The organism is Paenibacillus koleovorans NBRC 103111 (genome assembly GCF_004000845.1).
In the GTDB taxonomy this organism is placed as follows: domain Bacteria; phylum Bacillota; class Bacilli; order Paenibacillales; family NBRC-103111; genus Paenibacillus_AA; species Paenibacillus_AA koleovorans.
Map to the genome: position 1 here is coordinate 20,016 of NZ_BIMA01000062.1, position 20,035 is coordinate 40,050.

Genomic DNA, 20,035 nt, shown 5'->3' on the forward strand with positions numbered 1-20,035 from the left:
AATTATGACTCAGATACGCAGAAGGGGGAGAAGCTGTGAACATGTCTTGGACCATGACAGTCCGCAAACTCGCATCGAAGATACGGCCGCTCACACTATTTGCCTGGTTCCTGTCCAGCTTCGGGGTCATCATCCTCTTGTTTTCCTGTTTCACGTTTTTTTCCGCCTTGTTCTTCAGCGACAGGGTCAAAAATGAAGTCATTCAGTACAACAATCTGATTCTCGATTCCGCCATCGACGAATACGAGAAGCAATTTCAGCTCATTACCGACTCCGTGCTCTCTTTCTCCATGAGTGTCGACGTTCAGTCCTTGAACAAGCCAGATTACTCCTTTCTGGCCGCCATGGAGACGAGAACGTCCATTCAGCATTTTCTCAACAACAGCTCTCTGCGCATCGACAATCTGATTATGTACTTCGGGAAGAGCAGCTATTCCCTTGACAAATCCAGAGGCACGTCCAACGGGGACTACTTCAGCCGCTATCTGCTCCATCCCGACAAACCGGCGTCTTACTGGAATTCCATCTTCGAACGGAAGGAACCTGTAACCTATCTTCCTACGGAAATCTTCTACGAACAGGACGGCAACGGCAATGTAATCGCTCCTCCGCGGCAGCTCCCGATCGTGATCCGGAATCAGTTCATCCCCGATTTCGTCATCGTCGCTCTCATTCGGGCCGATCAGCTTTACGATTCGTTCTTTCAATCGATTAACGACAATTTCTACATTCGCGACTCCCACGGCCAACTGCTGTACAGCCCGGCGAATGCGGACAACCGGGACGCTTCGGTCCCGATCGGCGACGCCTTCAAACAGAATAACGGGGAGTACTGGTTTCAGCAGAAAGGCGATTATACCAAATTCACTTATTCGACCCAAATTTCGGACGCCAGTATCGCGGCGAAGACGACTTGGCAGAGCTCCTTCTTCGCCATCCTGCTGCTCGTCGTGCTGCTCAGCGTGATCATGTCGTTTGTGTTCGCTTTCCGCCTCCAATCCCCTGTCAAACGCATGATAGAGGCGCTTCAGCACCAGAGCGCCGGCGACAGGCCGATATCCAGAATCAAGGAATTTTCGGAAATCCAAGTACGGGTCAAACAAATCGTGGAATCCAATCGCGATATCAGCCACGATCTGAAGATCAAAAATTCCATTCTGCGGCACTATGCGGTCATCGACGTATTCAAGCGAACGAGCAACGGTCTTAGCCGTTTCTGGGATTTGCGGAAGGAGAGGAGACCGTTTCGGATTCTGCTGTTTCAGATCCACTACATGCCCGGGCTGCTTGATAATCTGGATTTTGCCAAGGAACGCGCGACCCCCTACATGAAGGAAGTCATCGATCAATTGCTGAAGGACGAATTCCCGGAGAAGCTGTCATGCCAGATTGAACGCGAATTGATTATTGCCGTATTGTTCGGCGAGACGGAAGAGAAGCGAGTACGCGCCGTTATCGAGCAGATTTCCGCCATGATGCGAAACGAGCGCGAATACTGCTTCTTGACGATGGGCGTCGGGCAAAGCAGGGGGGAGACGGACGATTTGACCGAGGCTTACGAATCGGCGCTCACCTTGCTCAAGCTCCGGACTTTCGACTCCCCGGGACAGGTTCTGTTCGAGCCCCTGCAGCCGCAGGAGTCTTCCCCCTACACATTGGATCATGAGGACGCCTTCGATTCTCAATTGGCCGAGGGTCAGTTCGAACAAGCGATGGACATGGTTGAAAAGACGATACGCACGATGAAAAAGCGGCAAGCTCTGCACTCACAAGTGATCGCGTTCGCCGAGAGCCTTGCCGTCAGAATCGAGCTGGGGTGTTCGCGGCTCGGCCTGAATACCAAAGAGCTTCGGGCCCTGAAGGGAGCGCTCGACGATTGCCACACATACGACCAGTTGAAGCAATGGTTCCAGGAGCAGTTGAACGCCGCGTCGGCCCTGCACGACATGCATCGCATCAAGCGCGATCCTATCATTGCCTTCGTCAGCGACTACATCGAGACTCACTATGACTCGGTGATCTCGCTGGAGCTGCTTGCGGATAAGCTGAATTTGTCCCGCAGTTATTTGTCGACCTATTTCAAAGACAAAACCGGCGTGTATTTCGTCGATTTCGTCAACTCGGTCCGCATCCGCCGGGTGCTTCCCCTGCTTGCGCAGCCCGGCGCCAAAATCCAAGATGCCGCCGCCAGCGTCGGCTACCAGAATATCAACACCTTTAATCGAATATTCAAAAAAATGACCGGTACCACGCCAAGCGAATACCGGCTGAGAGCCATCTCCTTAACGGCGCTCGACCCCGAGTAACCCGGGGTCGAGCGAAAGGTTTATATATTTTTGCGCCAGCCCGGCTCGTCGTGCCGATGAAGCTTGACGTGCAACCCGCCATCCTCAGCCGATACTGGCTCGCAGCACCATCGGACAGGTCTGGCGAGACCCGGTCGCAGCTCCAATTCGGCGCGAAGCGCGATCACTTGCCCGGACATCTCCGGAGGCAGAAGGAAGGACACCAGCTTGACCCTGCCGCCTGCCGGCTCTCCGGGGGCCAGGAGGCCCCCTTCCCTGTAGCGCCCGTCCAAGGACTCGGCCACGATGCGGAGCCTGCCCGGGATACCTCCGGCTCCGTCATTCGCCACAGCCACGACCAATTCGTCGCCTTCCCCCCTGATGCGCTGCCAGATCCAGGCCGGTCTGACCCGATAGCCGAGTCTCCTGCGCAGAGCGGGTATTGCAGCCGGATTAGCCTCGTCGAATGCGGCGAACTGATCTTCCTCGGTCCATAAGGCCCAGTACTGGCCTCCCACATCAGCTGCGTGCTTCATCGCGTCTTCCAGCGCGTTCATCCCCGACGGTAAAACCGGGATGCGGCTGCTGTCGTAATGACGGTGCGTCCCGTCCTCCACAATCAATCCGGTTGCCTGCGGGCGGGACGCCAACTGCTCAATCCCCCACGGCTCTTCGACAATAATGCTGTCCACCCGCGCCCAATGCCCCTCGGAGATTGCCATCTCCTGGACGCGCACATTGCCGACCCTGCTGATATCCGTCTGCATATTCACAACCAGTTGCGTGCGTTTCCAGGCTTCCAGCTGCATTTCCGCCATGCGGGTCATAGTGCGCTCGGCTGTAATATCATCCGCAAAGGGGTGGGGCAGCCCCGACGAGTGCCCTTCCCCCCAAAAGCCATACATCATCAGATCCATATATTCGATCGTCGGATCGCCGTCGAATTCCGCTGCCAGCAGGTCGTTCAACTCCTGAAAAGCGGTCAGAAAAGCCGGATGGTCGTATTGAGGCTCCCGATAATCGAATTCCAAATTCGGCTTCCGGCCAATCTTGACAAATGGCACCCGCTCTTGTATAAAATCGGGGGCAGCGAGCTGCTTCGGCTGAAAATTGGGAGAAGACAGCTGCACGCGGAATCCGACCGGAAGCTTGTACTTCCTGGCGGCATCGAGAGTCAGACGCCAGACCGGGCTCAGGCTCAGCTTCCCCGGCGCCCGCTGCACATCGCGCCAATCACAGCGGATATATAGGGCATCGACATACGGCGAGGACGCCATCCGCTCTACAAACTGCTCCAGCTGCAATTTGCCGTTGCGTACGGCAAGGGAGGGGCCGTTCTCCTCCCATGTGTATCCGATTAACCCCATGCCCGGATTCCTGTAATAGCGGTCGGACGGCGCGGTCGTCAGCAAGGTGCGCCACCCGTCGTCCTTCTCTACGCTGTAAGGGCCTTGCGGTAACAAATGATTCATTTTACTCCTTCTCCTCTCGATGATTCCAGGCGGCTCCAGGCAGCCTCACAGCTTTTCCAGCATTCTGTAAATGACGACTGCGGCCTCTGCCCGGGTGGAATTCGCGGAAGGTGCGAGCAAGCCGTTCTCTCTGCCCGTAAGGATGCCCTCTGCGACGGCCAGCGCTACGCTATCCCGCAACGAAGCGTCAAGCTGTCCCGCATCCGCATATGCGGCAAGCACCGAAGCCGATGCAGGCTTGTAAGCCTTCGCCGCCGCCAGCGCTCTTGCGGCCATAGCCGCCATCTCCGCCCGGGTGATCGCAGCGTTCGGCTCGAAGAGACTGTCTGTTCGTCCCCTGACGATGCCGGCTTGTACGGCAGCGGCCACATAAGGCCGGAACCAATCGTTCTCGTTCACGTCCGTGAAGCTCTCCGACGCCGACGCATCTGCGAGCCCGAATGCCTGAACGAGCAGCTTGGCGAATTCCGCGCGAGTCACCTCAGCGTTCGGATAAAACGCGGATTCGGCTCTTCCCTCCACTATCCCTTTGGCCGCAGTTACCTCAATCGCGCGTCCCGCCCACTTGGATACCGCTTCGACATCCTGGAATGCAACCCGATTTTCCAGAACCGCATAGGTGGAGAACGATTTGTTCAGCGCCCGGAACTCGCCGCTCCCGGCATCGTACATGCCGCCCTTCAAGACGACTTGACCGTCGTCCAGCTTGGCCAGCACGAGCCGTTGCGTGTCCAACCCGGTTGTCGATCGGATCGGAATGCGGACCTCGACCGGTTTTTGGAACGATTCGATTTTCTGGCCGCCCGTCGTAAATTCGAATCGATAGATGTCGGAGGCTCTGACCGCCGAGGCCGGCGAATTCGTCCCGGTTGGCTGCTGCACGCTAATGCCGACCGTAGTATCCCCGGTGAGCTGGTCCAGCCCCACCGTCAGCGAAACCCCGTTCACCTTTACGGCTATCGCGTCTACTCCGTTGTCCGCAGCGCTCCGCAACAAGGCCAGAGGCAGCGGGATTCGCGCAGACGAAACTGCAAGAGATCCCAGATCCAGCGTAGCTACCGTCTTGACCGGCGCAGCGTCGGGCAAAGCCTGGCGCAGTATCCCGTTGGCCTGATCGGCAGCCTTCCTCGCCTGCTTGAAATGCGCCTCCAGCTTAGCCGGATCGATGACTGGCACCGCTTCGTCCCTCGCTATCGAGACGGCAGCGGACATATCGATCGTTCCTGCCTCACGAATGGCATCGGCGACCCATGCCGCAGCTTGCTGTGTCCCGCTGTTGGAGGCGGAGCCTCCCGGAAGCAGCCCGCTCAGTTTCCCAGGCAAAGCCAGCAGCGCTTCTGATTCCGGCACCGGCAGCTCAGCCGGCGGCTGGAGGACAACCGGGCCGGAAGGAGGCGGGTCGGATTCGCCCGAGGCTGGTGGACCTACGGGAGTCGGGGACGGAGTCGGTCCCGGAACGTACTCGGCAGCGCCGATGTCCATCCGATCGGAGCTCGGACGAGGCTCGGAGGCCGCGTGCTTGACATACTGCCTCCCGATCAGCCCGGCATGCGAATCCGGCAGAGCGGCGGCGGCATTCACCAGAGGAGAAGACGACTTCGGCCAATAGTTCTGCACGTCCAGAGACACGTCGATCAGACCGGGATCGCGGCCGGTAATCGTACCGGTCTCGGAATGAATGGACTTGGGCGGGCCGGTGAAATTGATATGATACCCTTCCGTAAACCAATTGTTCTTCAGGTCCACAACGCCCATCGGATCATCGATCACGACCAGAGGCGCGGGGTCCTCGCCGGCTGCGTGGAAGACATTGTTCCGGGCATCCACTTTCTTCAGATCGGAGCCCAAGTAGAACAGTGTGGTATGTTCGATTCGCCCCGGGTTTTTGAGGCCCGGCACTCCATTCTCGCCGTATATCCGATTTTGCCTGTAAGTGACGATCGTATTGTTGTAGAAGTACAACGTACCGTTCCGATCCGGAATATTAACATGATCGCCGCCGAAGGAAATGATCTCGTCATCCCCCCATGTATCGAACAGATGGTCACGCTCCACGAGCATGTTCGAATAGACGAAGGCATCGTTGTACCGGGGGTCGAAGAACAGGCGCGGCGTATCTTCCGAATCGTCCAGCGAGATTTGGCGCCTGCCGCCTTCGATCCAGTTGTTGCGGATTACCGTGCCCGCTCCCCTGTCCTTTAATCCGTATCCTTGAGAGCCGTCTCTCAGCACACCGTAGTAATTGTTCTCATAGATCGTGCCGCTGGCGGCGATGTAGCTGTTATGCTCGAACATTCGGTTCGCATTGCCGTTGCCGTAGATCGTATTGCCCTGAATCAAAATATTTTTCGAGACGTAGTCGAACTGGTAGGCCGGGTCCATGTAGGATGTGCCAAAGATCCCGTTGCCGTTGCTATGAATCTTGTTGTTACGGATCGTGATGTTCTCGCCATTGTCAATCCAGATCCCGGTGGCGCTGTTCGCATACTTGGCCGTACCTGTATTGGTCGTATAGCTTTGGGAGGTGTGCGCGTTATACACCTCGAAATTTTCGAAGACGATATGCTTGGCCGGCTTGCTCCCCGACCCGATACGCACCAGCGAGCGGTTCTGATTTGGGATCGGATTGGCCGTTCGCGTGGTGGCCAGGCTTCCGTCTATTCGGGGAAGCTCTCCGTTCGGTCCCGGAACGCCGTGAATAATAATCGGCCGCTCGCTGGTCCCTTGCGCGAATAGACCGATCTTCTCCTTGTAAGGCTCCGGACGGTAATAGATATAGACTACATCTCCGGCCTGCAGGTTCTCCCAGGCAAAGGAGCCTATACTCTCGTAGGCTTTGCCCGGCCCGATCTCCACGGTCGGAGGAGGCGCGTCGTTCACGCCCGGCTGCGGGACGGGAGGAGGAGGCGTCCACGCTTCCATAGGCGAGTTGGCCAGGTCGATGCTGAACGTCAGCATCTCGGTGCCGGCATAACCGTTCAAATCGATCGGCGAGTCGTACACCATCCAGGCTGCGCCCGCACCGCCGGCCACCATGTACTTGATGGCATTCGAGCCGCCTGTCCCGTCATGCTCCGAATAAACCCCGTTGACGACATAAGTGAAATGCGGGTCTTCCTCATCGGGGAATACCTGGAAGGCAAATGGCCGCCGCTCCTCGTCAGTAAAGAGAGGCGTCTGGCCCAGGAGCACATTGTCAATGTACAAGGTATCCTTCGTTTCCGGCCAACCCTTCTCCAGATCGCCATCCTCATTCAGGAAGGCATCGGCGGGAATGAACGCTATACTTCTCAGCAGCCCCCCCTCGCCGGCCAGCTTCGCCTTCAGGGTCGATACCGGGATCGCCACCGTCTCGAAGCCATCGGTCAAGTCGATCTGGAACGAGACAGCCTTGTAAACGGCGTCGTATACGGCTTGTCCATCCGTTATCTCCACGTTGAACAGCGCTTTGAGACGCATCGTCTCGCCTCTGGCGGCCGCGAATGCGCCGAGGTCGAACGCGCCGCTCGCGTCGCGTAATTGCGAAGCCAAATGCTTGGCGTACTCCCTGTCGACCGAATGCCCTGCAGCGTCGTCATGCCAGGCAGCCGCCGCCTGGATGAGCGGGGAACCGGCGACCGGCCGGAAATCCTGTTCGAGCTCATTGGCGAAGCCGGGCGATTGTCCCGTTATCGTATGGACATGCGTCACCGTACCGCCCGTGTCGGAGTCAATATCCGCATAGCCGGAACTGATCCAGTTGTTGAACAGATTCGCCGTGCCCGTCTCGTCGATGAGCGACAGGCTGGAGTCGGGCTTGGCCTTGTAGAACACATTATTGCGTACGTCCGCCGTCTCCGAATCGGTTGACAATCGCATAATCGTCGTCTTGTCCGAACGATTCGAGACAAAGGTATTGTTATAGAGATACAGCTTGCCTTTCCGGTAAAGCGACTCTTCTCCATTGTCGCCGCCATAGTGGAGAAATTGCGGATTTTTCGCATTGTCCGGCTTTATCAGCACATTTCCGTAGACGAAGGTTTGCCTGTACCCGGGATCGTTGGTGATGTTCGCCGTGTCGTCTCCCTCCACCAGGTCCAGTTGGCGGTTGCCCCCTTCGATCCAGTTGTACCGGATGACCGTGCCGGAGGATCGATCCTTCAAATTGTTGCCGCTGCAGCCGGCGCAGAGCTCGCCCAGACGATTGTACTGGAAAGTAATGCCGATGGCCTCCGTGTAGATGTTGTGTTCGTAAATACTTCCGCTGTTGCCGTTGCCGTAAATGTAGTTCTTCTCGACCAGAATGTTGCGGGAAACCCCCGCATCCGAGCTGGCTACGAAAAATCCGTTGCCGCTGTCGGTCAATATGTTGTTTCGAATAATCAGATTTTCCCCATACTCGATAAATATCGGAGAAGCGTTTTTCACGTAGCTCTTCGCCGCACCGGTGGAATCCTTGTAAGGATTGCTGAGCCTCGCTCCGCGAATCTCCAAGTTTTCGATCGTGATGTATTTCGGCAAATTGCCGGAGGCCGGGTCCGAAGCGCTGCCCGCAAATCGGGCGCCTCCAATTTTGATAATGGAGCGATTGTCGTTCCAGAAACTGAGACCGGTTCGAGTAGTGGCGCCATTGCCGTCAATCACGGGCAGTTCGCCATTCGGCCCGGGAACGCCGGATACGGTAATCGGGGCATCGGCTGTGCCCTGGCGTGAAATGACGAACTTCTCCTTGTATGGCTGCGATCTCCAATGAATCAGGACCGTATCTCCGGGATTCAAGCTTTCCCAGGGCACGTCCCCGATGGCGGAATACGCCTGGCCCGGACCTACTTCATAAGTAGCGCCGGCTGCAGCCGATGCGTGACGGGGCTGACCCGCCGCCGGAATGATGCCGCCAAGGACGAGTGCAATAACAAGCAAAATAAGTGGAGCCTTTGTTCTCAACAATGTCTCAACCGTCCCCTCCTGAAAAGTAGTGGAAGCCCTTACGGGACTGCCTGGCTCTGTCCCGCCTGCTCTTCCATTACTATAAGGAGGGAGGCTGCATTCTCCCATCGCTACTTTTTGTCATCCTTCTTAAAAAATGAATAATCCAACAAATTAACCAATTTCGAAAAAAAGGAAGAATGGCTTGGATATAGGAGGGAGGAGAGTGTAAACCAAAGCACAGCACCCAGGAAGCCGACATGTGCTTGAGTTTATGGTTGAGGGGGTCCCATCAGGAAGCGTCGAAGAACCGCAGCTCCGGCCTGGGGAGCAGCCCTGGAGCCGACAAAAGAAGAGCCTTGCAACAAGGCTCTTCTTCGGGTAAAGGACCGGTTGTCCTTCGTCGGTCAATTGACCTGGATATAGTCCAGATGAGCATGGTAATTGCTCGAATTCGGATTTTTCGTATGCGTCACCACTACCTTGATCGTGTGCGAGCCGGCGCCGAGGCTCTGATTGTCGTAGGCAAGCACTTGATGCTGGCCGGAAGCGGCGTAGGAATCGTACGTGAGCACCTTCACGCCGTCGACGTAGACATCGAATTTCCCCGCGCTCGGTCCTTTCTGCGTAAACAGCTTGACGCCCTTCCCGGTGAACGTGTACTCGGCGTAGTCGTTCAGCGTATTGCTATGCGATATCGTACCGCCGTAGCTTGATGCCCGGGCGACATGGCTCCAACTGCCGCTGTACGTGATCGCGCTGTTCGTATCGTCCACGATTGTGCTTGCCGGCGGAAGCGGCGGGTTCGTCGACACCTCGATCAAGTCGATATTGCAGTTGTTGTTCGAGGCGTTCGGATTTTTGTTGCCGGTGACGACCATTTTGATCGTGTGTGGGCCGTTGGAGAGCGAGGTCGTCTCGTAAGCCACCACATTGAAAACGTTCGAGCTCGCGTATGAGTCGAAGGTCGTCACCTTCGTCCCGTCAATGTAGACGTCGAAAATACCGCCGGCCGGCGCTTTTTTCGTGATCAGCCGCACGCCTGTCCCGGTGAATGTGTATTCGGCATAGGCGTTCGTCTGGTTGCTGTTGCGGCCCGTGCTTTTGTAATAGCTGGAATTCGTATTGTCGGCCCATGTACCGCTGTACGTGATGGAGGTGCTGCGGTCGTCGGTTTGCTTCCAGCGGAGATACGATCCGATATCCTTCATAAGTTGAATGCCGGCAGGCGAAATTTTGCCGTTCGGTCCCGGGGGAATGCTGATCGCGAAGGAGGTAAAGCGTTTGTTGTAATAGCGGATGCGGTTCGCTACATATTCCGGATCGTTCCATGGCGCGGCAGGCTGCTCATTGTCCGTCCAGGACCAGTATGCGTCGTAGGCCGTCCATGCTTCTTCCCAAGGATGGGCGTTGCCGACGGGCGGATCGCCTTGAACGAGCTCATGGAGGCGGACATCGGTAATGCCGAACTTGTCGTTATCGTGGAACATGACGAGCGTGTCGGGTTGAATCGATTTCACGTGAGTTTTCAGTTCATTGGCTTGCGCTACCGTCAGGGCCTTCGCATGATCGAACCAGATCGCGATGACTTCGCCATAGTTGGTGAGCAGCTCGGTCAGCTGATTTTTGGCGAAGGCGGTGTATGTGGCGTTGCCGGTCACCCCTCCGGGGAAATGGTAGCGGTCATCGGAGTTGAAATAGATGGCGAACTTCAGACCGTATTGCGCCGCGGAATCGGCCATCATCCGGACAAGATCGACGTTCGGGACCGAACTCGTGGCGATATCGTAGGTCGTGTAGGCACTGTCCCAAGCCGCCCAGCCGTAGCGGTGCTTGGCGACCGCGATGACGTAAGTCATGCCGGCGTCCTTGGCGGCCGCCATCCACTGGTCGACGTCGAGATCGGTTGGCGCGAAGAGCGAGGAAGGGAAGTTGGCCGGATTGCCTTGCCCGCCGGTTGTACCCGTATAAGTATTTAATCCATAATGCGGAAAAAATCCGAACCCGAGATCGACATATTCATCGGGTGTTACCGCTTTGGTGCTGGCAGGGTTGGCGCAAAATGCCAGAGCTGCCAGAAACGCCAAAACGGCGAAAAATGTCCATCGATGCTTGCTCATTCATCATAACCTCCTTCAAGATGATGGTTTCATGAAAAGTCGCGTCGACTGCTCCGCCTCCGAATCCGATTTTTAGTTGGGTGTTTACTAGTGTTTGTTGCCGAGGGCTTTTTGTGAAACCGCTTTCATATTTGAGAAATACACAACTTCTCCCGCCTGCTCCTACTCCCCTGTCCTCATAGAGGGACTTGAGCCGATACTTCTCCTGCCGGAAGAAGCTCCCTTGAAATTCGCCGCACGTGTGCCACAGCCCAGGAATGGACTGTTTCACCGTCACTTGTCCCTCCCTTCCTCACATTTCGGCATTATTTCTTGGTTATTTAGTATATTACTCATACTAAATAATAGGATGTAATACAGTCGTTGTCAAGGCAAGACAAGGATAATATTTTGACAATGTTGATTATTTTGTATATTATTAATATTATTTGTGCGGAACTTATCCTGCCGACAGTAAGGTTGTGTAGACGATGCATTCCAAGGGATCGATCGGCAATTTGGATTTGGTGAAGAAGATCAATATGGATCATACGATCAAGGCGCTGCTGAAGCACCGCCCCATCTCCCGGGCACGAATCGCCGCTCTGACCGGTCTGAACAAGATGACGGTTTCGAGCTGTGTGGACTTGTATTTGCAGAAGGGCATCCTCGTGGAGCTAGGCACGACAGGCACGTCGAGAGGCCGCCCTCCTACATTGATCGACATCCAGGAATCGGCGGGCATCTGCGTCGGCGTGGACGTCGATATTAACCAGTTCACCGTGCTCGTGACGAATTTGTCCGGCAAAATCGTCGACAACATGACTTACCCGCACACGTCGAAGGATCCCCATGTGTTCGTGCGGACACTCTCCGGAATATTGGCCGATCTGCAGACCGCACACGCTCATCGGCTGCTGGGCATTGTCGGGGTGGGGGTATCGATTCAAGGGTATTACAACTTGCGGACCCAAGTCGTGGACTATAGCGCGAACCTTCAGGAATGGAACGGCTTCCCGCTGCTCGAGGAGCTGTCGCGGCGAGATCCGTCGCTGCCGATCTACATCCATCCTGCTCCGTATGCCGGGGCGATGGGCGAGATCCACTTCGGCCGGGCGAAGTCGGCGGAGCATCTGGCGTATGTAACGAGCTCCTGGGGGTTGTCGGTCGGGGTGTACAATCACGGCGAGCTGTTCACCGGCTCGACGGGGTCGGCTGGCCGGCTCGGGCATTCGACCATCCACATGAACGGCAAGAAATGCACCTGCGGCAGCCGCGGCTGCTGGGAGATGTACGCCTCGGTGAAGGCGCTCTACGAGCTGCTCGAGACGACGCCGCAGGAGAAGCCGTTCGCCTCGATCATCGACGGGCTGCGCGGCGGCGATGCGAAGGTGGCTAGCGCCGTGCATGAGTTGGGCCACTATCAAGGCATCGGCCTCGCGAACGTCATCAACGCGTACAACCCTAAGGTGATCTGCATCGGCGGCCTGCTCGGGCTGCTCGGGCCTACGCTGGTCAACTCGATCTGGAGCTCGCTGCGGGAGGCTATCCCGGCGCGGTTCCTCGAGCAGCTGGACATTTATTGCTCGGACTTGGGCGTGCTCGGCGTCGCGTACGGCGCGGTCTCGCTCGTCATGGAGCAGTTGCCGCAGACGATTATCGCGCATGCGCTGGCTTGAAGTGGCCGGGGGAGGACTGCGGAGCGAGCGTCAGTAACGCTATGGAATCTGACGGAGGCTTACGGAGGCTTATGGAATCCCCATTTTTTCCGGAAAGTCGCTCCCTGTACCAGACTAACGCTGTCGCGACTTTTTCGCGGACACAGATGATCTTATTTCTGACAAAAGTAACGTTTTCGCGAGTTTGGCGGACACAGTGGACCTTATTTAGCCGTAAAGTGGCGATTTGTTCGCCTGAGGAGTCGAATAAGCGCTCGTGTGTCCTCTAAATATTCAAAACACGCTGAATGAGGCATAATAACGAATCTCCTGTCCGCTAAACCTGGCGACCCGGCATTACTCATCTGCCAGAGCTCTACATAGTCCGCCGTCGACCGTCGCATCCACCATGTAGACCCCTAGTGTCTGCCTCTTGCGGGCAGCGAACAACAACAGCCTCAGGAACGGCTAGCCGTCGCCTGAGGCTGTTTCATTTTGTGCGGGAGGGCATGCTAATTTCACCCGCTGAACACCTTCCAAATAAATAAAATGGTCGCCACAATCACTATACCCGGGATCAAATGGTTAGGCACGCCGCAAACCAACAAAATCAGGACGAGTGCGGCTACTGCAATCAAATACACTCCGAACCCGCTAGAGAAAAACTTTCCAGTCAGCGAAGAGCTTCTATTAGAAGCTGAAGCTATCATAATAGCCCAAGACACAATGTAAATAACCGAATAAAATGTTGCGAAGGCCGAGCCGCATGCCCCCGCCAACAGCATAATGAGTGCGACGGGCAGACCAAACAATAGCGGCATTCCTAGCCAGAAAAAAAGTTTAAACGATAAACTCTCCGGAGTGTTGTCGATGGGCTCCGGTATACCTACCTGGAAGGGCCTTACCCCGTCGTCATCACCCTCTTCGCGATCGGTTATTTTCAATATGAGCAAGTAAGCGGCAACGCAAGCCGCCGCGCTCGCATCGTCTCCCTCGTATGTAGCTATCGGCCTGCCGTGCGTGTAATCCCCTTCATATACGCGTCCGTTTTCACATGTAGCTAGCGGACGACCGTATTCGGAGCTGCCCTCATAAACTCTTCCAAAACGATCAAAATTGGCTATTCAACAACAATTTGACGATTCCGAATGGGAAGGCGTATATTGACAATATCAAGATCAAGGTGACTGCGGATAGTTGGTTGGAAGGTTGTCTCGCAGAAAACCCTGACCGGTTCGGTCAGGGTTTTCCTGCGTAGGGGTGCAATGGCGCAGTGCGCAACAGCGCAGGGTTGCGGTGCATGGCGCATAAATTTCCGGTATCGGGGTTACACCACGCGCACCAGTCGGTTTAAACACCAGCTGTTACAAGATCCATGTTACTTTTCTCAACCGCCCACCTACTGCTTATTGCACCAACTAGACTTATCCCCACCAGGTAACTAATCAGATCTTGCGTCGTCTGTTGTCGAGCGACCTCTGCCATATAGAACAATTTAACTTCCCTTATCTACCCCACTACTGCTCTTTCCACCAACTAGACTTATCCCCACCAAGTAATTCTCCCCTACGTAGGTTATCGCGGGGCGTTCCGCCACCATGGCGCTCTCCTTAACCTCTCGCCTACCGTCCTTTCACGCCGCCTTTCGCATGCGTTCCGCCAGATGTATATGATTTGTACAACTAGGCGCCAAAATCAGCTTTTTTCGGACTCAGATGTACAAGATTTGTACGGCTGGCCCTGCTTTTGATCTTTCAGATGTCCATTTTTTATACTTTGGCTGCGAAAATAGCCTGCTTTTGGGTGCAGTTGTACAAATCCTCTACATCTGCAGCCGATTTTGAGGCATTTTGAGCTTCAGATGTAGAATTGTTGTACATCTGATTCGAAACGTGGTGAGCTCCCGCCACGGGAGCGGCCCCTGTGACTCTGGGTTCAGGGTACGAGAGGTTGTGCGCCTAACGTGGGGGTTCGAGTCAGAGTTACGCCTAAACCGCTCTACTGGCTGCCATTCTCCAAGTAACTATTATGCTTGCTCTTCCACAAGGAGCGGAGGCAGAGCGACTGGCGTTCGATTGTTTGCGGTTTTCCGCATACAATCACTCCGCCGCGAGCGCCGCCTTTACGAGCGGGTCGCCAATGTGCAGCTGCCACCCGCGCAGCGCTTGCTCAAGCCGGGCTCGCTCGGCTTGCCGCTCCGGTGCGGAGACGAGGTTGATCGTCTCCCAAGGATCGCGGTGCAGGTCGAACAACTGCACCGTATCTGTGCCGCTGCCTGACGCGGCCGAGCGGAAGTAGCGGATCAGCTTCCAGCGGCCGTCGCTCGCCATCCGCTGCAGGTCCTTGTACGCCGCGAATACGTACTCGCGGCCGCCGTACCCGGCCTCGCTCCGCATCAGCGGGACGAGGCTGCGGCCTTCCGCCGTCTTAGGCAGCGGCACGCCCGCCAGCTCGCACACGGTGGGCATAATGTCGAGCTGGCAAGCCAGCTCCTCGACCACCGCACCGCGCGGCAAACCCGGGCCCGCTACAACAAGCGGCGTATGGATGCTGTGCTCGTACAGGTTCTGCTTGCCGAGCAAGCCGTGCTGTCCGAGCGCCAGTCCATGGTCGGCCGTGTATACAACAAACGTCTCCCTGCCAGCACCCGCATCGTCGCCTGAGTCAGCACAAGCGCTCACAGCCTCACCAGCACCGCTTGCACCATCATCCGCACCTGCACCCGCCTCGCCTACACCCGCACCACCATCGCCTTCGCCGCCCTCACCCTCCCGTTCCGCTACCGCCTCGCCTGCACCAATCCCACCATCATTACCTTCACCGCCACCCCCGCCATCCCGCTCCGCAATCGCCTCCACGATCCGCCCGATCTGCGCATCCAGGTGGCTGATCATGCCGTAATAGTCGGCCAGCTCCGCGCGAATCGACTCGGGCGTACGCGGCAGCGGAGCGAGCAGCTCGTCGCGGACGTCCAGCTCGCCGTTGTCGAACGGATGCCGCTCGGCATAGTTCGACGGCAGCGGCAGGTTGTCCGCGCGGTACATCGCCGCGTAAGCCGGCGGCGGCGTGCGAGGATCATGCGGCGCGGTGAACGCGACGTACAGCAAATACGGCTCCTCCCCTTGGTAGGAGCGAATCCAATCGACGGCGGCGTCGGCGAACAGCTCGGTGGAGTACGTCTCGCTCACCTCAGCCGCCTCATCGGAGTACTCGCCCGTCGAGTCATACCCATGGACGGGCAGCCCGACGTGGTCGCCCATACCGCCGAAGAAAATCGCCGCCCCGTCGGTGAAGCTGCGCGCGAAGCTCGCCTTGCCGTTGTGCCACTTGCCGATGCCGCATGTCCGGTAGCCGGACTCCCGCAGCGTCTCGGGAAACGTCGGCAGCGCGGGATCCAAATTCCACAGCTCCCGGTTCTCGGTTTCCGCGAGCCCGATGCTGCGCATGCCGGATCCCGTCGCCCGGAACGGCTGCACGCCCGTCAGCAGGCAAGCCCGGCTCGGCACGCAGAGAGCGGCGGTCTGTCCGCCCATGATATACATCGATTGGAACAAGGCGCCTTGCGCCGCCAACCGGTCGAGCACAGGCGTCCGCACATCCGGATTCCCATAGGCGCCAATACCGTCGAAGCGATGATCGTCGGCGATCAGAAAGACGAGATTCGGTCGTTTCATCGGGACAAGCCTCCTAAGTAGTCCATCCAAGAAATTGAACCTCAACTTACTTCAAAGCCCCGCTCGTCAGCCCTCGTTGCAAATACTTTTGGCCGAACAAATACAGTACGACGATCGGCACGCTCATAAGCACCATCGCGGCGAATACTTTGTTGTAATCCGCCGTGTATTCCTCAATGAAGTACTGCGGCGCCATTGTGATCGTCAGCATCGACTTGTCGTTAATAAAAGCAAGCGGCATCAAATATTCGTTCCAGGAATGCAGAAACACGATAATCCCCGCCGTCGCCAGGATCGGTACGCCAAGCGGCAGAATGATGCGCACGAATTGACTCATTGTCCCCGCTCCGTCGATTCTGGCCGCTTCGAACAGCTCGTTCGGAATTTCGTCGAAGAAATTACGAGTGATGAGCAGCGCGAACGGCGCCATAAGCGCGACCTCCGGGCCGATCAGCGACATGTACGAATTCATCCAGCCCAGTCCCTTGATCGTCTGGAACAGCGGGACGAGCATCGCCGACGCCGGGATCATCATGCCGACCAGCGCGAGATTGAACAACAGATGGCGTCCGGGGAATTTCATTTTGCTGAACCCGAACGCCGCCAACGCCACGACAATCAACAGAATCGACACCACGCAGACCGCTACGATCACAGAGTTGATCAGGAAACGAGGAAACAGGTCCAGCCGGATCACCGCATCGTAATTGCCCCAGCCGGCGCCGTCCCATGAATACCACAGCAGATAGGCGAGCGGCACCGCCCAGATGAGGGACAGCACGGTCAGCATCGTATAGACGGACAGCTTCTCGCCGAGCTTCAATTTGCCGAACATCCGGTCACCTTCTCGCCTTGTTATAGGATTTGACTTGGAACGCCGTATAGACGAATGCGATCAGCACCATCAGCACGGAAATCGCGGCACTGTAGCCTTGATTGAACTCGAGCAGCGCCTTCTTGAACACCAGCGTCGAGATGAGCTCGGTCGCACCGCCGGGACCGCCTACCGTCATGACCCAGACGAGCTCGAACACCTTGAGCGCGGCGATGACGCCAAGAATCATGAGTGTCATATGCGTACCCTTCAGCATAGGGAAAATAATCCGCGTGCTCTGCCGGAACAGCCCCGCCCCGTCGATCCGCGCCGCTTCGAACACTTCGCCGTCAATATTGAGAATGCTCGTATAATACAGCAGCATATAGAAGCCGACATGGCCGTAGATGTACACCGCCGCCAAGCTGTTCAGCGCCGTCTCCTTGGACCCGATCCATTGGCGAGTGAGGGCATCGAGGCCGATCGCGCGCAGCGTCTCGTTCAGCAGCCCGAAATTCGGCTCGTAGATCATCTGGAACGTGATGCCGATGACGACGACCGCCATGACGTACGGCAGGAAGAACAGCGCCTTCGCCACGCTGACAAGCCGTTTGACGCTGTGGAGCAGAATCGCCATGACGAAGCCGATCAGCATCGAGCCCGGGATGGACACGAGGAGAAATTGCAGCGTATGCTGCAAGGCGTCGTGGACGAGCGGATCCTGCACCATATCGGTGTAGTTGCGGAGGCCGATGAATTTTTTGTCGCCGATGCCGTCCCATTTGAAGAAGCTGATGTAGAAATTGTAGCCGATGCCCCAAAAAATAAAGGCGCCGAGCAGCGCATACAACGGTAAAATGTAGGCGTACCCCGACCAATCGATGCCCCGCCGCCTTTTGAAGTTGCCCTTGTGTTCGAGGTCCGCCGCTGCAGTAGGGGAAGGACTCGATGTCCAGTCGACCATCATGATTCTCTCCTTCAACGAAGCCGTCCCGGAGCCTCCGCCGTCTGGCGGCTAGTGGCTGTTGGCTGATGGCGATGGCCTGCCAAGCTGGCGGCGAAGTCACCGGGACTAGAATGGACTTGCGATTAGCGCTCGATTTTTTCCGAAACCTTTTGGATTTCCTTAAGGGCGGCGTCAGGGGTCAGCTCGCCCGTGGCCATCTTCTGCATATTGAGGTAGATGCCTTGGGTCAGCTCCGGATACGGCATGAAACGTACGCCCGCGGAGTTTTTCTCGGCCAGCTCGACGACCAGATCGGCGCCTGCCTTGGAGATGTCCGCCTTGAGCAGCGAGTTGTCGGAGGTCATGCCCTTCTTCACCGGCAAGAACAAAAGCGACTTCGCTTCGATCTGCTGGTAGTCGCCCATCGTCATGAACTCGATGAACTTCCAGGCGGCGTCCTTCTTCTTGGAATCTTTGTTGATGCCGAGCGGGAGGTCGGCGTTCACTTGCACGACCGGCTTCGAGCCGTTGACCGAAGGAACCGGAATGACGCCGTAGTTGCCGCTGTCCTGGAATTGTTTGATCCAGTTGACCGTCCAGCCGCCGACAACGATCATCGGGAATTGTTTGTTTTTGAAGAACAGGTCGGTAAGCTGCGGACTGAACGCTATGGTCAGGTTGCCGTCCTGCACGATTTTGTCGGTGTAGAAGCTCTTGAACATTTGCGCGGCCTTGAGGATGTCCGGGTCGGTGAACGGGATTTTGTTCTCCGCCGCTTGGTACAGCTTGCCCGGTGCGACTTGGTTCACGATGTTGAAGAAGAAGTCGTTGAAGGACGAGTCCTTGCCGCCCGGGAAGCCGAGGCGAGGGATGACGCCTTCGAGCTTGGCGTCTTCGAACTTCTTCAGCACGGCCTTCAGCTCATCGAGCGTCTTAGGCGGCTCTACGCCGACCTTCTTGAACATGTCGACGTTATAGACGATGACTGGGGTGGCGCTGATGCCGGTCGGCAGCAGCCTGTAATTCAGGCCCTCGACCTGCTTGAGCGGCTCTTGCTTGAACATGCCCTTCCAATCCTTGCCCCAAGCCTTCTCGGCGAATGGCGCTAGCGGCTCCAGGGCGGACACGTACTTGGGCGCATTCGCCAACTCGAAGCCCATCACGTCGGGCGCCGTGCCGGACTGGATGGCGATCTTGATCTTCTGCGCGTAGTCTTGCGAGCTGAAGCTGGAGAAGTTGACCTTGATGTTCGGGTACTTGGCCGCAAACTTCTGCTCGAGCTCCTTCCACTCTTCCGCGTTGGGCGCCCAGGCCCAGAACTCGATCGTTTCTTGCTTCGCTTCCGTCGGCGACGGCGAAGCGGACTTGGTCGGCTCTGTCGAGCTACCGCCGGTGCCGCCGGTGCCAGTGCCTCCCGATGAGCTGCAGCCGATTAAAGCGAAAACCGTCGCCAAGCTGATGATCGCCGAGGCGAAACTTTTTTTGTTGAACATTGCGAATACCCCTCCCTATGGTCTGTGAATCGAACATAACTCGGTGAAGCCGTCCGTCTGTCCCACAAGCTGTGCAAATCTTGCATGCGCTTACAAAAGTTGCTCGAGCTACTGGAGCTGCGTGCTTCTTCCCCCCTCGAACTACTACATAGCCGGTTTTTGTCTGCTATTTAATATTGACTCTATACTAAAGATGATCGTTTTATGCCTAATTGTCAAGAAGGAAATGAAGAAAAAAAGGCAAAAAAGTGCGTTTTTTAGTAAAACGCACTTTTCAAAGGCATGTCTATTTATGATATAAAATATACAAATTAGCGGAATCTTGTCTGGTCAGCGCGAATAGCGGGGCTGCAGTGCGAAGGGAAGCCAGCATCTCTGCCTAAGCACAACAATTTTCGTGCTTACAGCACGCCGAGAGGCCCCGCACACTGGCTAAGCACGAAAATCGTGCTTACAGCTCGCCGAACAGCTCCGTGACTTCGCCTAAGCACAATCGTGCTTACAGCACGCTGAGCGATCCCGCGACGCTGGCTAAGCACGAAATTGTGCTTACAGCTCGCCGAACAGCTCCGTGACACTGGCAAAGCATGAAAAAATCGAGCTTTGAGCTCGCCGAGCGGCCCCGCGACATTGGCTAAGCACGAAAGTTTACTAACTCGAAACTCGAGCTCCGACTGGTGCTGAGAGGT

The 20,035-nt window shown here is 56.5% G+C and carries 9 protein-coding genes; 2 read left to right on the top strand and 7 right to left on the bottom strand.

Translation table 11 applies throughout. The features are described from left to right. Window positions 1-41: 41 nt before the first annotated feature. On the top strand, window positions 42-2,306 hold the full coding sequence (locus PKO02S_RS19700) for a helix-turn-helix domain-containing protein (RefSeq protein ID WP_127585557.1): 2,265 nt from the start codon (window positions 42-44) through the stop codon (window positions 2,304-2,306). Window positions 2,307-2,326: 20 nt separating this feature from the next. Here the strand turns inward: PKO02S_RS19700 and PKO02S_RS19705 are convergent, their stop codons facing one another. The 3 genes from PKO02S_RS19705 to PKO02S_RS19715 all read right to left on the bottom strand — a co-directional run bounded on the left by PKO02S_RS19705 (window position 2,327) and on the right by PKO02S_RS19715 (window position 10,782). Continuing rightward, window positions 2,327-3,757 carry a hypothetical protein gene (locus PKO02S_RS19705; protein WP_127585558.1) on the bottom strand — a complete coding sequence of 477 codons (1,431 nt, stop codon included), beginning with the start codon at window positions 3,755-3,757 and terminating at the stop codon, window positions 2,327-2,329. A gap of 45 nt (window positions 3,758-3,802) precedes the next feature. Further along, on the bottom strand, window positions 3,803-8,683 hold the full coding sequence (locus PKO02S_RS19710) for an S-layer homology domain-containing protein (RefSeq protein WP_164821562.1): 4,881 nt from the start codon (window positions 8,681-8,683) through the stop codon (window positions 3,803-3,805). 386 nt (window positions 8,684-9,069) lie between these two features. After that, entirely contained in the window at window positions 9,070-10,782 is a 1,713-nt protein-coding gene (locus PKO02S_RS19715) for an alpha-L-fucosidase (RefSeq protein WP_127585560.1), read from the bottom strand. 470 nt (window positions 10,783-11,252) lie between these two features. Between PKO02S_RS19715 and PKO02S_RS19720 the strand changes: the two genes are divergently transcribed. Then, a complete protein-coding gene (locus tag PKO02S_RS19720) occupies window positions 11,253-12,440 on the top strand; it encodes an ROK family protein (RefSeq protein WP_127585561.1) in 1,188 nt (395 codons plus the stop codon). A 2,078-nt stretch (window positions 12,441-14,518) separates the two neighbouring features. On the opposite strand, the gene PKO02S_RS19725 is transcribed toward PKO02S_RS19720, so the two are convergent. The 4 genes from PKO02S_RS19725 to PKO02S_RS19740 form a co-directional block, all read right to left on the bottom strand. Then, window positions 14,519-16,093, bottom strand: a complete 1,575-nt coding sequence (locus PKO02S_RS19725; RefSeq protein ID WP_127585562.1) for a sulfatase family protein — start codon at window positions 16,091-16,093, stop codon at window positions 14,519-14,521. 46 nt (window positions 16,094-16,139) lie between these two features. Further along, window positions 16,140-16,928 carry a carbohydrate ABC transporter permease gene (locus tag PKO02S_RS19730; protein WP_127585563.1) on the bottom strand — a complete coding sequence of 263 codons (789 nt, stop codon included), beginning with the start codon at window positions 16,926-16,928 and terminating at the stop codon, window positions 16,140-16,142. 4 nt (window positions 16,929-16,932) lie between these two features. Continuing rightward, window positions 16,933-17,874, bottom strand: a complete 942-nt coding sequence (locus PKO02S_RS19735; RefSeq protein ID WP_127585564.1) for a carbohydrate ABC transporter permease — start codon at window positions 17,872-17,874, stop codon at window positions 16,933-16,935. A gap of 122 nt (window positions 17,875-17,996) precedes the next feature. After that, a complete protein-coding gene (locus PKO02S_RS19740; protein ID WP_127585565.1) occupies window positions 17,997-19,346 on the bottom strand; it encodes an ABC transporter substrate-binding protein in 1,350 nt (449 codons plus the stop codon). Window positions 19,347-20,035: the final 689 nt, after the last annotated feature.

Coding starts and splice junctions, on each gene's coding strand:
- PKO02S_RS19730 (WP_127585563.1), bottom strand. CDS start 16,928: ATGTTCGGCAAATTGAAGCTCGGCGAGAAGCTGTCCGTCTATACGATG.
- PKO02S_RS19705 (WP_127585558.1), bottom strand. CDS start 3,757: ATGAATCATTTGTTACCGCAAGGCCCTTACAGCGTAGAGAAGGACGAC.
- PKO02S_RS19715 (WP_127585560.1), bottom strand. CDS start 10,782: ATGAGCAAGCATCGATGGACATTTTTCGCCGTTTTGGCGTTTCTGGCA.
- PKO02S_RS19725 (WP_127585562.1), bottom strand. CDS start 16,093: ATGAAACGACCGAATCTCGTCTTTCTGATCGCCGACGATCATCGCTTC.
- PKO02S_RS19735 (WP_127585564.1), bottom strand. CDS start 17,874: ATGATGGTCGACTGGACATCGAGTCCTTCCCCTACTGCAGCGGCGGAC.
- PKO02S_RS19740 (WP_127585565.1), bottom strand. CDS start 19,346: ATGTTCAACAAAAAAAGTTTCGCCTCGGCGATCATCAGCTTGGCGACG.
- PKO02S_RS19720 (WP_127585561.1), top strand. CDS start 11,253: ATGCATTCCAAGGGATCGATCGGCAATTTGGATTTGGTGAAGAAGATC.
- PKO02S_RS19700 (WP_127585557.1), top strand. CDS start 42: ATGTCTTGGACCATGACAGTCCGCAAACTCGCATCGAAGATACGGCCG.